Origin of the sequence: Lachnoanaerobaculum gingivalis, from assembly GCF_003862475.1 — a bacterium.
GTDB classification, from domain to species: Bacteria; Bacillota; Clostridia; order Lachnospirales; family Lachnospiraceae; genus Lachnoanaerobaculum; species Lachnoanaerobaculum gingivalis.
The window spans coordinates 243,752-259,211 of record NZ_RRCO01000003.1; the positions used below are offsets into that span (position 1 = coordinate 243,752).

Consider the following 15,460-nt stretch of genomic DNA (forward strand, 5'->3'; position numbering starts at 1 on the left):
TAGATATGGGAAAGTAGGGTATAATACTTTAGAAGATATATTACTACCGGAGCCTTACGTGATCCACATGGGTCGCGTGCGACTCCGGCAGTATTTATATCTTTAATGGTATTTATATAATATAGAGCCACGTGAACTTGTATTATTTCTTACAAAGCCCTTTACATCATTGTCTATATCTTTAAGTTTTCCGTTTAAATATTGTTTTAAAATACCTGTTCCTTTATTTTCATCATAATCCGTTAAAAAATAGGTTTTTTCGAATTTTTCATATGTTGGAAGGAATCCGTTATAATCCTTTACATTTTCAGCAACTATAGTATCTTTACCATTTTCCCAAATATGATAGGTATCAGTATGACCGGTGGAAGTTCCCGGAAGAGAGGTATTATATATGATATAGGAGTTGGTATCGTCAATTACTAAATTCGCATGTGAAGAATATTCACCTAAGTTTTGAATAACAATATTTCCATCTATGAACAAGGAATAATAGTCATTTTCTAATTTTTTTGCTGTGTACAACAAGCTATCATTTTCTTTTTTGCCTTTTTTATCAGTATACATATCATCAAAATTAGAAATATTATCATTCATAAGTTCGATTTCACCTTTGGAATCTCCTTTTAAAGTGACTCTCCAAAGCTTATTATTTTCTTTAGAGAAAAAATACCAATACTTTGAATTATAAGGAAGTACCTCCTCTATTTTATCATCTTTTGATCCTTGTATGTCTTTATATTCACCTAATATTTCACCATTTTGCTGTATCTTTAGTACGGTCTCACCTTCGGAATTTTTTTCAATATATGCCAGTAAATCTTCTTTTCTATTAAAATCTACAAATTCTACAAGTGAATCACTTACTAATTCCTCATTGCCGTCATAGTCAAATTTATAAAGGAATCCGGGTTCATCAATCTTTGATGTATAAATGACCTTATCAGAAGCAACAGAATAGTAATTATAAGGTTGTTTAATACCTGCTACTATTTTTTTTGAGCTTCCATCTTTCAACTGATATAATGTATTGTCATTGAAGTAGCATACTGTATCAAGGTCGAAGGAATATGATAGGATATTAGGATTGATATCTGAATATATAGTTTTTTTGCCCGAGTAGATATCAATAAAATATGCATCTACTATAAATTCTTTTTCGGAATTGTGGTTAAAGGGAACGATAAAAAGTTTGTCCTGGTTTTCGGAAATAGTATATCTCATTTCGCTCTCTTTATTTTCTTTAAAGAGGCTAACCGCTTTACCGCCTTTATATAAAAACAACTCTTTATTTGAAAGATAAAGTATATCACCATTTTTTAAAATTGAATGTACTGTGACTTTGTCAGCTACTTTGGTTCGCTTTGTAGGTGCTTTAGATGTTGATGTATAAAGTGTATAGGTTTCTCCATCATAATCTGAAAATGAACAGAATAAATCGGTATCTTTACTGTATGGTGTTATAGAAAATTCCTTCATAACACTTCCGTTAGTTGTACAAGGTCCCAAGTCTATAATTTCAGAGTTATTATAGCGAGCCATATACAAATTATTACCCTTTAAATAAAGAGAAAACTTATTGGAACTTGTACTTTTTTGAGATTCCGCCTTGGATTTTTCACCTGATGAGCAGGCTGATGCTAATACAACAAAAAGACATGTTACTAAAAAACAGAAAATAACGGGAAGTTTCGATGTGAATTTTTTGAACATAAATTGCACCTCCATAAATTATAATTTAACCTAGATTATTCATTGTTAACTCCATGAAAGTGGCTGAAAGCCACATAATTACTATATTTTAACAAAATATTGCTTTCACTTATTAAGTGAAGAAAAAAAGAGCGTCCATTTGTGGTAAAATTAAGGTGCTTAAACTCAAAAAAAATACACAAAGGAGCCCTTTATGAGTATTGTAAACACCTTATCACTTGAAAGCAATAGAAAAATTAAAATTAATTTCGATGGAGGAGATTTATCCTCTGATGCAGGCTTACTTCTTATAAAAGAATTCGTAAGTAAACTTGGCATTGATAAACTTTTCAGTCAATCATTTAAGACCAATGATTCTGCATTATTCCGTTATCACACTGATAAAGAAAATCTTCTTCAGATGATATATATGATCATTGCAGGTTATTTTGAAGATGACGCTTCAGATGAACTTACAAATGATCCTGTGTTTAAAGCAGTGCTAAATAAAGACACTTTAGCATCACAACCAACCATTTCAAGATTTCATAATCGAATGGATGAGGATTCACTGAATCAGTTCCTTTCAATAAATCAAATTCTTCGAAAGAAAGTTTATAGCATTCAGATGCCGGAAGCTATCATTTTAGATTTGGACTCAACACTCCTTAATGCCTATGGCAAACAGGAAGGTAGAGCATTTAACTTCCACTATCAAAGTAACGGTTACCATCCACTTGTTTGCTATGATGGAATCACAGGAGATTTGATTAAAATTCAGCTTCGCGATGGGACTAAGTATTCAAGCACAGGAGTTGTGGAATTTCTTCAGCCTATACTTGATGAATATCTTGAAGATTTTCCGGAAATTAAACTTCTCCTTCGTGGAGATAGTGGCTTTGCAACACCCGGTTTATATAAACAGTGTGAAGAAAACGGCACCGGCTATGTAATTCGTTTGAAAGAGAATGCTATACTTCGTGATAAAGCATCATATCTTGTAGATGAACTTGATGAAATCACAAAAAACAACAAAGTAGATTATGCTGTAGTTTATGGTGAATTCATGTATCAGGCAGGTCCTTGGCCTTATGAAAGACGTGTTGTCTGTAAAGTTGAAAAACCTGAAAACCAAATGACTTACATGTATACATTCATTGTTACAAACATGGAATCATCCCCTGAATATCTTATCAAGTTCTATTGCAAAAGAGGCTTGATGGAAAACTTCATAAAGGAAAGTAAAACAGGTTTTGACTTTGCTTCTGTCAGCAGTCATACAAGAATTGTAAATGCCAACAGGCTTCAAATACATGCACTTGCTTATAACATATTTAATTGGTTTAGACGATTGGCGTTATCTGCAAATATGAGAAAACAACGCATTGATACTGTCCGTCTAAAACTGCTAAAGATTGCTGCAAAAGTAATTCGTTCAGCAAGGTATATAACATTCAAGCTGTGTAGCAGTTGCCCATATAAGGATGAGTTCTATGATACTCTATCAAATATCAGCAAGCTATGTATACAGCTTGAATAACAACTAATAATGAACCTTGACAGCTTGATAACTACTTGTAAACTCTACCTAGGGGAAGTCTGCCCATTTTTAGGTGTATCAAGTCAGTTATAGCGTCATGGATTAGGTTTAAAGATTTATAGCACGGTAATTAACTTAAATATCGTACCGTGAATAATGCAGGTTTATTTATAATTCTTTTTGTAGGGAACTCGGTATACTACAAATCACGGGGAGGTGAGTGGGCTGTCCGGCTTGCCGGATGACCGCATAATTATATGTGTGGTTCGCCTTTTCAAGCACAAATAAGTGTGTCTTGGAACACGTAATCTTATCTTTGTATAAACAATCTCGTCTATGGCTTAGGCGTTCAGTCAATGCCGTCTCTCCCTATAATCTCTAATGAATCTTCTGATTCTGAAAGGAGTCCCTATGTCTTTAAAAATCGTATACAAAATCTGTTGTGGTATTGATGTCCACAAGACTTTTGTAGTTGCCTGTATCGCTTCTACGAACGATAAAGGTATTACTTCTTATGAGAGCCACCGGTTTTCTACCTACACGAGCGGTCTGAAAACTTTGTTACAATGGCTACTCAAACACAATTGCAAGGATGTCTGTATGGAATCCACCGGTAAATACTGGATCCCTATTTATAACATCTTAGAAAATGACTGTTCGATTGTCCTTGCTCATCCCAAATATGTTAAGGCTATCCGTGGAAAGAAAACTGACAAGAAAGATGCCAAATGGATTGCTGACCTGTTTAAGCATGATCTTGTTGCCGGTAGCTTTATGCCGCCCGCTGACATCCGCCAGCTCCGTGACCTTATGCGTTACCGTTTCAAACTGACCTGCTTTAAATCAAGCGAAAAGAATCGTTTGCAGAACTGTCTCACGGTTTCCAATATCCAGTTGGGAAACGTTGTTTCGGACACCTTCGGCAAATCTGCTCAGGCGATACCGGATAAACTTTTGGAAAATCCCGCAGATACATCTTTTTACCTTAAACCCCTTGTTTACAAAAGTTTGAAAAAGAAACTTCCTGAACTCCGTGACGCTATTGACGGTTATATCACACCGGAACAGGTCGGCAAACTTAAGGTGATCAAAGCTCATTATGAAAGCCTGGAATCCCGGAAAGCAGAGCTTGAAGAACTCATTCTTGCGCTCGCCTCTCCCTATCAGCAGGAACTTGCCATTCTCAAAACCGCTCCAGGTATCCGTAGCCTCTTTACTGCCATCGGAATTATTTCCGAAATCGGTACCAACATAGAGGCTTTTCCTTCGGCGAAACACTTATGCTCATGGGCCGGTCTTACTCCGACCAACAATGAAAGTACAGGGGAGAAAAAATCTGTTCGGGTTTCCAAGGCCGGATGCTATATCAAACCTTTACCGGTCCAGTGTGCAAATGCCATTGTTACCAGTAAAAAGCATCCGGAAATTCGCAACCGCTATCTCCGTCTCAAAAAGCGCCGCGGTCACAAGAAAGCAATAATTGCCATTGCAAGAATGCTTCTGACTGCATTATATCATATGCTTAAGAACGGTGAAAACTATAATGCGGAACTTTATCGAAAATATGATTTGCCTCCTACTAACTGGGAAATCACGGTAGAACAGGCAATTATTATTGCAAAAAATCAAGGTTATAAAATCAAGTCAGCAACTGCATAGCCTTAACTTTTAATATTCAATTTTTAAAGTAGCCACCAGAAGATGGCTTGTTTATGCTACGATTAAGAGAATGGATACCCTCTACTTTTCATTTTCAATCTTCCCCTCCAAAGGTAATATGAGATCATATATGTAACCTGGTTTTTCGGTTTTTAATTCCAGTAACAGAAATATACCAGTCTAGTACACCTTTGCCATCATATATTCATCTAAAAATACACCGTCCACCAGCATAGTATCCTTTTTAGTCCCCTCGATTACAAATCCCTGCCTTTTATACAAGTTTATTGCAATGGTATTTGATACCTCGACAGTTAATTCCAATCTTTTTAAATTGTTTTCCTTTGCCCATTCCTCAAGTTTATCAAAGAATTTTGATCCGATTCCCTGCTTTTGAAACTCCTGCCTTATTCCGATAACAATATATGCCGAATGTCTTGTTCTTTTATATTTCCCTCTTTGAGCCGAAAGAAAGCCTATAATTTCCCCATCATTAATAGCTGCTATAAAATAATCATCCTTATCTCCCAAGATCTCTTTCATTTTCTTTTCATCAAAATGCCTTTCATCCGGCTCAAGCATCATAAACTTTGTTTCCCTGTCTATATTTTTTAAACAATTAAAAAACAGCTTTGCTTCATTTGTATTTATTCTTCTTATATCCATACGCTTATCTCATAAACAGTATTTTTACCGTATTTTCATATTTTCCATACAGTTTTTCAGTATAGTACTAATATAATTGCCCTTTTTTCTATTAATACATGCCGTTGCAAATGTCATTGGAGCTTTGTATAGTTCTCCTATGTAATCAGGACTTGTCAACACAGGCATAGAATAGTATGCATTCTTTTTATTCTTTAAATCTATATACCACTTTCCACCTATATGTTTTCTGAATGTCTCTCCAATATATACTGTCAAATAGTCCAAAGTCTTAGAATCATTTATCAAATCCTTTATCTCACTGTAATTACTAATAATCCAATTTTCCAGTTCATCCAAGGACCCTTTGCTATAGTCAAGTTTTAAATTATTTTCATTAGCAAATGTATCTGTAAAATATTCCATTTTTAAAGGTATAAGAATGATCCATTCTTCAAAGTTTTCCTGGGTATAAGCCATTTCCTCACCTCCGATATATTTATTATAAGTAAAATCCGGTTTTTATTATACATCCTAAACTTGACCGTCATATGGTAACTACTTACTCTTTGGTATTTCCATATCCTTTTACCTGAATTTTGTCAGAATATATTTTAACATTCTAAACTTTAACAAATTAAAAGGTGCATATCGTATAGGTAAATCAAGCATTGTTTCATTCCATACGACACTCTTTTTATGACTTAATGTATCAAAACCGTACTTTCCATGATATGAGCCTATTCCGCTATTTCCCACACCACCAAAAGGCATATAATGATTTGATACATGAAGAACAACATCATTCACACATCCGCCACCATAGGAAATACTCTTAATAATACGCCTTGCTATTTTCTCATTATTTGTAAATACATAGCATGCCAAAGGCTTCTCTCGCTCTTTTATTGTTCTTATAAGCTTTTTTATATCATTATATTCTATTATCGGAAGGAGCGGTCCGAATATCTCTTCTTTCATAATCTCATCTTCAAAATCCGCTTTCGGTAAAACGGTCGGCTCAATCTTTTTACTAAACTCGTCAGCCCTGCCGCCGATTATATTCTCCTCCGCTCTTATCAGATTTAGCAGTCTTTTATAATGATGTTCATTGATTATTCTTGGGTATGTATTATTATTTAATGCATCCTTGTATCTTGACTTTATCTCTTTTAGTATACACTTAATAAGCTTTTCTTTTACACTGCTATGCACCGCCACATAATCCACAGATACACAGGTCTGTCCTGCATTAAGAAGTTTCCCCCATACTATACGCTTTGCCGCAATTTTGATATTTGCCGATTCATCTACAATACAGGGGCATTTACCCCCAAGTTCCAAAGAAACCGGAGTCAAATTCTTGCTTGCGGCATTCATTATAACCTTGCCAACTCGTGAACTTCCTGTAAAAAAGATATAATCATATCTTTGAGAAAGCATATCATTATAATCAATATCCGAATCCACACAATATATATAGTTCTTATCAAATGTATTATTAATAATTTCTTTAATCAGATTGGAGGTATATTTACTTTCTTTGGAGCATTTTATCACTGCACAATTTCCGGCTGAGATTGCTGCTATAAGAGGGGCTATTGCCAAATTAAAGGGGTAATTCCAAGGCGACATAATAAGTACTATGCCATAAGGCTCTGAAAACACATAATTCTTAGCCGGAAATGTACCTATAGTACCCCTTGCTCTTTGCGGCCTGCTCCAGCTTCTCACATTTTTTAAAGCTTCATCTAATTCGGTATATACCATTGCAATCTCAGTCATATATACCTCTGATTTTGACTTTGAAAGATCATTATACAATGCGGATAAGATTTTTTCTTCATTAGCAACAATGATTTTTTTAAGTCTTTGCAACATTCTAAGCCTGTATTCCACTGATTTGGTTGCATTTGTGTTAAAGAAATTTCTTTGATTTTTTATAATACTTTTTAACTCTTTACCATTGTCCATACATCTCCTCCATAATTTAGAAATTATATAGTAATTCATTGTCTATAATATTATATAATAGTTATCTTTAAAAAAAGCATAAATTTTATATTCTGAAGCTGCTGCCTTACCTCAATCCGCTAAAACTGCTCTTTGCTATTCTAAAGCCTAAATCATCAATTTGAAACTCCGGAAAACTCTTCCGCCTTGAGGTCGCACCACAGGCTCTTTCCTCACTTGCAAAACTACCTCCCCTGAATATACGATAGTTTCCATACCGTTTTTCATCATATAAATCAAAGCACCATTCCCAAACATTTCCAATCATATCAAAAAGTCCGAAGTCATTTGCCCTCTTCATTTTAACTTCCTGCAATCTTTTATCTGAATTTTTATCATACCAAGCTGTCTCTTCAATATCTCCATATCTATAGCCCTTTTTATTCCCCCTGCATGCATATTGCCATTCCACATCTGTGGGCAATCTGAATCCGTCTTTTGAATAATCCACTATGGTTTTTTCTGAAACAGAATTTAAAATATAACATTTTTCTAATCCAAGCTTTCCTGAAAGTCTGTTGCAAAACTCTATTGCTTCCACCCAGCTTACATTAACCACCGGAAAATCCTTTATTTTATCATCACATTCAATACCTGTCACATAACTGTACAGTTCATTTGTTACAGTTGTTTTCAGCAATAAAAAGGATAAAACATCCACTAATTCTTCCCTTGTATCTTTCCCCTTCCTTGTACCAGGGGCAGACATTTTATAATCTGAACTTAACCATTTGACAGGATCGATAAAGTCTCTTATTAACTCCTGCCCTTTGGGGATTAAAACCATATTCTCTTTTATATATTCAGCTAAGTTCATTTAATCTTTCCTCTCAGTTTATAATATTTAATAGCATATATTCTATGGCTTTATTATATAGCTTTTTAAAATTTTTGCCAGTTTAACTCTGTATATTTGCTTATATAAATAATCCCCCTACTACTACCATATAATAAAAAACAGCCACAAGTTAATAAAACCTGTGACTGCTTTGATTAATTGAATAAATTATCTACTTGCTCTAAATATTAGCATTTCATCCAATCTCACATTGTCTATAGAACAAGGTATACCACCACGCCTATTTACTTTCAATTTGTAGAAATCCATACAACTTCTTATATATTGAATTATCAGTGGAGATCTACGCTTATATCCATATTTATTTAATAAAGTTCTAAACTTTATTCTCACATAATTGCTTTCACCATATAATATTTTAATACGGGTACTTTTGAAAAACAAATCAAAATCTGAGAGTTCGCTACTTAATTGATTTATCTCTAATGTTTTATTTGTATGCTCAAAATCCATTTGTATAGCAGTTAATTCAGTATCAATTGCTTCTTTATCAAAAATATAATGCATCCAGTGATATGTATCTAGAATAAATTTCCTTTTATTTTCTCTATATGATTCGGAAAGAAGTTTTGCATCATTCTCCCATATTAGATCAAGTATTTTGCTCTCTTCCCGACATCCAAGATTCATATCACTTAAAATCAATGCAATATCAATTGCCGTATAAAATAATCCATACATTATTTGTCGCCCTTCTCCCCATTACATCTATGGCAAAGAATCTGTAAATTCTCCAAAACAGATTTACCTCCATTATTCATGGCAATAATATGATCTACATGAAAAGGAGCTCTGGTTTTGTCTGTAAATCCACAGCAGGCACAGTGGTAATTGCCTTCGCTATCTGTATACTTCTCAAAAGTACTATCTCTCAACATCTTCTCAAGATCCGGTCTAATTTTTCCAATTTCATGAAGTGGTAAGCTTTCTAAATATTTTTTCCCATATTCAACAGTTTCTATCTCATATACATCAGGATGTGCTATTTTCATCATCTCAATATCAAACTGTTTTAAGAAATAAAGCTTTCTTCCAAAGAACAAACGAAGCATATTGTCATCACTAGAGTCCCAAAGATTGTCAATATATTTAGCTTTCTCACATTCATCCATTTTATTATCCCAAATATACTGTGCAATCTTTGATATATCCAGCTTATTTCTATTCACCTCTTCAAATGTATAGAATCTTGGTGCCTCCTCATATTGTGCATAGTATTTTATGATATTTATGACATCTCTGCTCTCTTAAAAAGTGCACTAAGCTGAATAGCATGTATTACATTGACCGCAAATACAATTGTCTGTCCATATTCATCCTGTTTTTCTTTATATGTTTCCACAATCAGTTTATTACGTGCGGCACTCTCCGCCATCTGACTCGCAATATCATCCGGCAAATTATCAAGATATTGAATCCTTTCCCATGACTCAAGCCCCAGAGAATCTCCATAGTTTTCTTCAGTAAAGTAGCTTTCAAAAATAGGTTTTGAAAGAATCTGCCTGTTTATAAGTTCTTTTAATCCTATTTGATATGTTATTCCTATGTCTCCTCGTAAAACCTGACCATCACTGACACCGTCAGAGTAGATTTTTCCTAAAAGACCCTGCTCTTCTTCTGCTGTACGGAATGGTGTAGCAGTTAGACCTATTAGCTTTAAATTTGGCACCTTATCTTTTACATAGTTGATAACTTTTCTATAGGTTTTTGCAGTTGAATGATGTGCTTCATCTACAACCAAGTACAGCTCTTTTTCTCCTTCCAACCACTTATCAAGTCTTTCAATATTTCTGCCTATGCTGTCCTTACTTATAATCAATAAATTATCATCCGCCTTGATATCTATTGTTCTGTCATGGCTTGATGCACCTGACACAATTCTGAATCTGAAAGAAGAAATATGTGGTACAACCTCTGCATAAGCAAACTTTTGAAATGACTCTGCAGCCTGGTCAAGCAGCATCTGACGATGTGCTATCCAAAGAATTTTCTTTTTCTTATCAATAGCATTTTTTAATAACCACATAGAAGCTGTATAAGTCTTTCCGCCTCCTGTCGGTAAAACCACGAGAGTACTATAAGAATCCTCTTTATTTATCTTATCAAGTGCCTCCATAGCCTTTTTTTGATGCTCATAAGGGCTTCTGATGTTTGTTCCCTTTTTTGGTAAAATATCACCACAAGATTTCACTTCCACATAAGTTTTTAAATCATTTACAGAGCCTGTCTCCATCCCCATAACCTCCATTATGAATTTATTAATTTAATCTTATTTATATATTAATCTACTCTCCTATAATACTTTATATCTCTAAATTTCTCAACTCTAAACCTATACGTAAGATGACACATTTTAACAATAATCCCCCTACTCCAGTATCTCCAAAATATCCTCTGTCTCTACTCCCTCACTTAATACGAGCGTTTTATTATATCCCTCATCACATAATAAAACTTCTCTTCCATAAGAAAAGTAGCTTCTGAGCCATATAATATATTTTGCATAATCATAGAGCCTGTTCTTTGAGTTAAAATAATCTATCACGAAAACGCTCCTGTCTCTATTTATCCAAAGTTCAAACTCGCATTCAGCCCCATAATATTCAAAGTGAACATCATATTTACAGCTTTCATCGTTTTTGACTTCTACACTGACTCCCGGAAATCTTTCTTTTATATCTCTGTTAAACTTCTCAAGATCAAAATCAGTATTTTCTTTATCATTAACATAAATAAAATATGAAACTGCCATATTACCCCCTTATAAAAGTATTAAATATCGTAAATTGTACAACTAAATGATATAATACAAGTATACAACTTTTAATTTGAAAAGGGTGAGTTGTAATGTAAGGGATATTTGTTACTGCACTTTTCTACACACTGTGGATGCTTAGAGTAAGACTTCCGATAAGCTTGCAAACTGTAGGATACTCACTGTGGGAACGTTATACTATTGAGGCGGTTTTTTTCGAAAATAATTCAGTACACCATTATGGTGTCAGGGCACAACATACAATTTGGGAATAATGGAGAAATAAAATGGGATTTACTATATTTGCATTGTTTTTTGGACTTTTGGTCTTAATATGCTTTCTATTAACTATTTATATGTTTTTAAGACTGGTCATTGCAGTATCTGCAGGTAAGGAAGTTCCAAAGTGGATGTACAATATCGGTCAGGGCTTTCAAGGTAGAATACATATAGACTATGATGATATTACCGAAAATGCTGCACTAAAAGCTGTATTATTATTTATCTTAGTATATACTTTAGCTAATATTGCCTGCATAGGTATTATATACTACAACACAAATAATTTTATGTTATCACTTTATAACTGCTTAAAATATCAGCTGGGAATTGCAGTGCTGAGTTTGATATTTTATCACCTTATACAACTTATATCTACGCTTATAAGTAATCATAAAAATAAAATTTTTCGACTCTATTCAGCTTCAAATGCGGTTATAGCCGGACTGTTTATTTCACTTTTTACTCTTACTCTCTTTATATCTATGACAGGTTTTCCTGAAAAGCCTGTTGTAGTACAAATAGATAAAAGCGATATAGTAATCGGTGAAACAAAGGTAGCCAAACTTCTATCAGACGGCTTTTACTTCTTAGAAAAAGATGCAGACAGTGAAATCGTAAATAAGCGTGTTGACCACTTTTATTATGGTGAGCTTTTAGAACTATTTCGTGATGATAAATCCTACGGTTTTGTAAGTGTTACTCCTACATTAAAAGATAGCGATAAGCTAAAAAACTGTACAATAACTTATTATAGGATTCCGGCAGACAGTGAGGTTTTATCGGAAGTCAAATTTAATAATACCGACCTGTCAAAACTGAGTATAGATGACTTTAGAGAAAGAGATTTGACGGATATTTTTTCACTACATCCGATTGAATATGAAGAAGTAAGGAATGATATTTCATTTACACTTAAAATTCAGCCGTCCGACTATGTTATATGGAAAAGATACAGTGTAGAGGCTGATTTTAATTCACTTTATAAACCTGATAAATATAGTGTAAGAGCACAACATACAATATGGGAATAGATCTTTAAAAAAATACTGTAGTAGAAGCCGTCCTTCCGCTACAGTACTTTTATTTATAATCCTTCTTTATCATTATATGTTACTACAGGCTTTCCGTCTTTATCCAGTAAAGCTGTCAGGCCTCCTGCATATCCATTTGCACTAAACAAATAGTTTACACCGGTCTCTGTATCAACCCAGACTTCAAGTATCTCAATCACTCCCTGTCTATAAACTCTCTTAAAGCGATCCATAAAGTATCCTCCAATGTTTTCTTTAATTATAGCATATGGTTAAACTACATTTTTTAAGTTTTGTTTAATAATGATTGATACCTAAGTAATAATCTTTGATTTTGGATAACTAAGCCTTAAATTCCTCCAGACAAAGTATTCCGTCTGCGGTTTCATTCAAAAATTCAATATCGTGGGAAACTATAAATATAATATTATTTTCAGTTTTCATTTCCTTTATCAGCTCTGATATTCTCATCATATTCCCATAGTCCATACCGCTTGTAGGCTCATCAAAAAATATGAATTTTGAATTTTTGCAAAGAACAGAAGCAATAGCCACTCTTTGCTTTTGACCTCCTGAAAGGCTCATCGGATGTCTGTCCTTAAATTCTATAAGTTCAAGGCCATATAGGACCTTATCTGATCTATCCTGTGACAAATCCTTAACCCCGAGTTTTATTTCTTCCTCTACAGAATCCGTAAAAAGCTGATGATTTACATCCTGCATAACCAAAGAGGAATTTTTCAGTCTTTCTCTTTTACTTAGGATATTGCCGTTAAATAATATCTCGCTATTTCCTTTATCCTCAAGTCCTGTCATCACTCTCAGCAATGTAGACTTACCGCAACCGTTTCTTCCTGTGATACCGTAAATATTTCCAAAACCAAATGAAATGTCTTCTATCTTTAGTTTTGAACCGTCTTTAAATTTGTACTCAATTTTTTTAACAGTCAAATCATTTCCGCCTGAATTCCTTTTGACTTTTAAGGCTGTTTTTGTTGCAGAGCGAAGTCCGAGTTCCCTTAATCTTTCACTGTTTAGCAGTTCAGTTTTGGTAAGCTCCTCCCCAAGTTTTCCATTTTTTACCGGAATAATTCTATCTGCAACATCCATTAAATAATAAATCCTATGCTCTGCAATAATAAGCGTTATTCCCTTATTCTTTAGTATATGCAACATTTCTTTTAATATATTGATATATTTATCATCCAGATTTGAGGAAGGCTCATCAAGTACTATTATCTTACAACCTGAAATATAGCATGCAGCCACACAAAGTATCTGCTTTTCGCCACCTGAAAGATCAAATATGCTACGCCCGAGCAAGTGCTTTATAGGAAAGAGCTTTAGCATATCTTCCATACGACTTTCCATTTCTTTTCTATCAAGACCTATGTTTTCAAGATAAAATAACAGTTCAAGTGTTGTATCCACATTGAAAAAATGTGTCTTTGGGTTTTGGAAAACGCTGGATATCATAAGAGATATTTCATAAAGCTCCATTCCCTTTAAGTCTTTCTTGTCAACCTTTATGTTGCCGCTAAATTTGGTATTTTCATATTCAAAGGCAAGTCCGTTTATTGAATTTATAATAGAGGATTTTCCACTTCCACTCTCTCCTGTAAGAAGTACACATTCACCGTCCGCTACGATTAAGTTGATATCATCAAGTACCTTTTTATCCTGTTCGTAAAACAGTGACAGATTCTCTAACGTAAGCATATCAGACCTCCCACCACTATAATTGTCATTGTGAAAGCATAAATAAAATCTATCAAATGAATTTTTACTTTTATGTACCTTGTTTTCTTTACAGGATTTGCAATACATTTTGTTTCCGCAGCTTTTGAAATATCATCAGCAATATTTGATGAAATAATAAGCAGCGGAACTGCTACATACTCAAGATATTTAACAGGATTTTTTGTTTCTATTCCTCTTATTCTCATTGCCATTTTGATACTGTTTTTCTCCTCTACAAAAGACGGAAAAAATCTGAACATAACCGCAATAGGGATGGAAACCTCCTTCGGTATTTTTAAAGCATCCATTGATGAGATAATACTTCCGACGTCAGATGTTTTTATCATAAATTCACCTGCTGCAAAAGGAAGATAAAACATACGAAATATAGCAGGTAATGAAAGCATCATCATTATAAATATGGGAAGCTTTGCCAAAGCACTAAAACTCGGTACAAAGAACAATACGCCAAATACCAGTATATTTTTTATTGCCTCTCTTCTAAACCCATTCATAAAGTACATAATAGATATCGTTAATACAACAGCTACTTCCAAATAGTGATTTATAGAATGTAATACAGTAAACCCCAGTAACACTACAACCAAAAACTTGGTTATAGGATTTGGATTTAATCTTTTGTCATTGATGTAATACATCAAATTATACCTGCTTTTATAAAATGTTTTTTTAGTAATATTCTTCCTATATTCGCTCCTATAAGCCCTCCTGCTATAGCACCCAGATAGACCAATGCCATATGTGGATATGTGACAAGCCTTTCCAAGGCTTCTACATATTCATTGCCCATCATCATTGTCATCTCAATATATTTTTCTCTTGCCCATAACATTTGCATAAGTGAACCGCAGATCCAGGTATTAAATATCGCAAATGAAAGCATATTGTATTTAAATGAATTGTAACTACCTGCTCTTCTTATCAACTCGGCTATAAGTATCACTGCAAATGCATGCAGAACTAGAATGTAAGTATGTCCTTCTACCATCATAAAAATAGGTGTAAGCATTCCAAATATCAACAATGCCCACGGTTTTTGTACCTTTGCCATAAATAACATAACAACAGTTCCGCTAACAATACCCAGTATCGTAGGATATACCAGGAATAAAATCGGAATAACTCCAATCATTCCCACGCCAAACATAATCACCAAATATATAACTGCAAATACACCGATAGTCACCAGATCCTTTATTTTCAGTTTTTGCTCTTTCATATTT

General features: G+C 34.0%; 16 protein-coding genes. 3 read left to right on the forward strand and 13 right to left on the reverse strand.

Features of this window, described 5'->3' with window-relative positions; genetic code table 11:
• Positions 1-102: 102 nt before the first annotated feature.
• A complete protein-coding gene (locus tag EHV10_RS07985) occupies positions 103-1,713 on the reverse strand; it encodes a hypothetical protein (RefSeq protein WP_128674186.1) in 1,611 nt (536 codons plus the stop codon).
• Between the two features lie 193 nt (positions 1,714-1,906).
• On the opposite strand from EHV10_RS07985, the gene EHV10_RS07990 reads away from it, so the two are divergent.
• Complete coding sequence (locus tag EHV10_RS07990) at positions 1,907-3,232, forward strand: IS1380 family transposase (RefSeq protein WP_128674187.1); 1,326 nt, start codon at positions 1,907-1,909, stop codon at positions 3,230-3,232.
• Between the two features lie 411 nt (positions 3,233-3,643).
• Complete coding sequence (locus EHV10_RS08000; RefSeq protein ID WP_128674189.1) at positions 3,644-4,891, forward strand: IS110 family RNA-guided transposase; 1,248 nt, start codon at positions 3,644-3,646, stop codon at positions 4,889-4,891.
• Positions 4,892-5,071: 180 nt separating this feature from the next.
• Here the strand turns inward: EHV10_RS08000 and EHV10_RS08005 are convergent, their stop codons facing one another.
• The 8 genes from EHV10_RS08005 to EHV10_RS08035 all read right to left on the reverse strand — a co-directional run bounded on the left by EHV10_RS08005 (position 5,072) and on the right by EHV10_RS08035 (position 11,160).
• Complete coding sequence (locus EHV10_RS08005) at positions 5,072-5,557, reverse strand: GNAT family N-acetyltransferase (RefSeq protein ID WP_128674190.1); 486 nt, start codon at positions 5,555-5,557, stop codon at positions 5,072-5,074.
• A 24-nt stretch (positions 5,558-5,581) separates the two neighbouring features.
• Positions 5,582-6,016 carry a hypothetical protein gene (locus EHV10_RS08010; RefSeq protein WP_128674191.1) on the reverse strand — a complete coding sequence of 145 codons (435 nt, stop codon included), beginning with the start codon at positions 6,014-6,016 and terminating at the stop codon, positions 5,582-5,584.
• 108 nt (positions 6,017-6,124) lie between these two features.
• A complete protein-coding gene (locus EHV10_RS08015) occupies positions 6,125-7,510 on the reverse strand; it encodes an aldehyde dehydrogenase (protein ID WP_128674192.1) in 1,386 nt (461 codons plus the stop codon).
• 106 nt (positions 7,511-7,616) lie between these two features.
• Positions 7,617-8,366, reverse strand: coding sequence for a formylglycine-generating enzyme family protein (locus tag EHV10_RS08020; protein ID WP_128674193.1), 750 nt, complete (start codon positions 8,364-8,366; stop codon positions 7,617-7,619).
• A gap of 189 nt (positions 8,367-8,555) precedes the next feature.
• On the reverse strand, positions 8,556-9,089 hold the full coding sequence (locus EHV10_RS08025; RefSeq protein WP_128674194.1) for a hypothetical protein: 534 nt from the start codon (positions 9,087-9,089) through the stop codon (positions 8,556-8,558).
• Positions 9,089-9,577, reverse strand: a complete 489-nt coding sequence (locus EHV10_RS14975) for an HNH endonuclease (protein ID WP_243116106.1) — start codon at positions 9,575-9,577, stop codon at positions 9,089-9,091. Before EHV10_RS14975 ends, EHV10_RS08025 begins: the two co-directional genes overlap by 1 nt.
• A 59-nt stretch (positions 9,578-9,636) precedes the next feature.
• Positions 9,637-10,647 carry a DEAD/DEAH box helicase gene (locus EHV10_RS14980; protein WP_243116107.1) on the reverse strand — a complete coding sequence of 337 codons (1,011 nt, stop codon included), beginning with the start codon at positions 10,645-10,647 and terminating at the stop codon, positions 9,637-9,639.
• Between the two features lie 129 nt (positions 10,648-10,776).
• On the reverse strand, positions 10,777-11,160 hold the full coding sequence (locus tag EHV10_RS08035) for a hypothetical protein (protein ID WP_128674195.1): 384 nt from the start codon (positions 11,158-11,160) through the stop codon (positions 10,777-10,779).
• A gap of 290 nt (positions 11,161-11,450) precedes the next feature.
• Between EHV10_RS08035 and EHV10_RS08040 the strand changes: the two genes are divergently transcribed.
• Positions 11,451-12,476, forward strand: a complete 1,026-nt coding sequence (locus tag EHV10_RS08040) for a hypothetical protein (RefSeq protein WP_128674196.1) — start codon at positions 11,451-11,453, stop codon at positions 12,474-12,476.
• A gap of 53 nt (positions 12,477-12,529) precedes the next feature.
• On the opposite strand, the gene EHV10_RS08045 is transcribed toward EHV10_RS08040, so the two are convergent.
• From EHV10_RS08045 to EHV10_RS08060, 4 genes are all read right to left on the reverse strand, one after another.
• Positions 12,530-12,709 carry a DUF6440 family protein gene (locus EHV10_RS08045; protein ID WP_128674197.1) on the reverse strand — a complete coding sequence of 60 codons (180 nt, stop codon included), beginning with the start codon at positions 12,707-12,709 and terminating at the stop codon, positions 12,530-12,532.
• 109 nt (positions 12,710-12,818) lie between these two features.
• Entirely contained in the window at positions 12,819-14,195 is a 1,377-nt protein-coding gene (locus EHV10_RS08050) for an ABC transporter ATP-binding protein (RefSeq protein ID WP_128674198.1), read from the reverse strand.
• The gene (locus EHV10_RS08055) at positions 14,183-14,875 is read right to left on the reverse strand and encodes an energy-coupling factor transporter transmembrane component T (protein ID WP_128674199.1); all 693 of its coding nucleotides are present in this window, start codon (positions 14,873-14,875) and stop codon (positions 14,183-14,185) included. Before EHV10_RS08055 ends, EHV10_RS08050 begins: the two co-directional genes overlap by 13 nt.
• Complete coding sequence (locus tag EHV10_RS08060; RefSeq protein ID WP_128674200.1) at positions 14,875-15,456, reverse strand: MptD family putative ECF transporter S component; 582 nt, start codon at positions 15,454-15,456, stop codon at positions 14,875-14,877. The genes EHV10_RS08055 and EHV10_RS08060 overlap by 1 nt, the downstream gene beginning before the upstream one ends.
• Positions 15,457-15,460 lie beyond the last annotated feature (4 nt).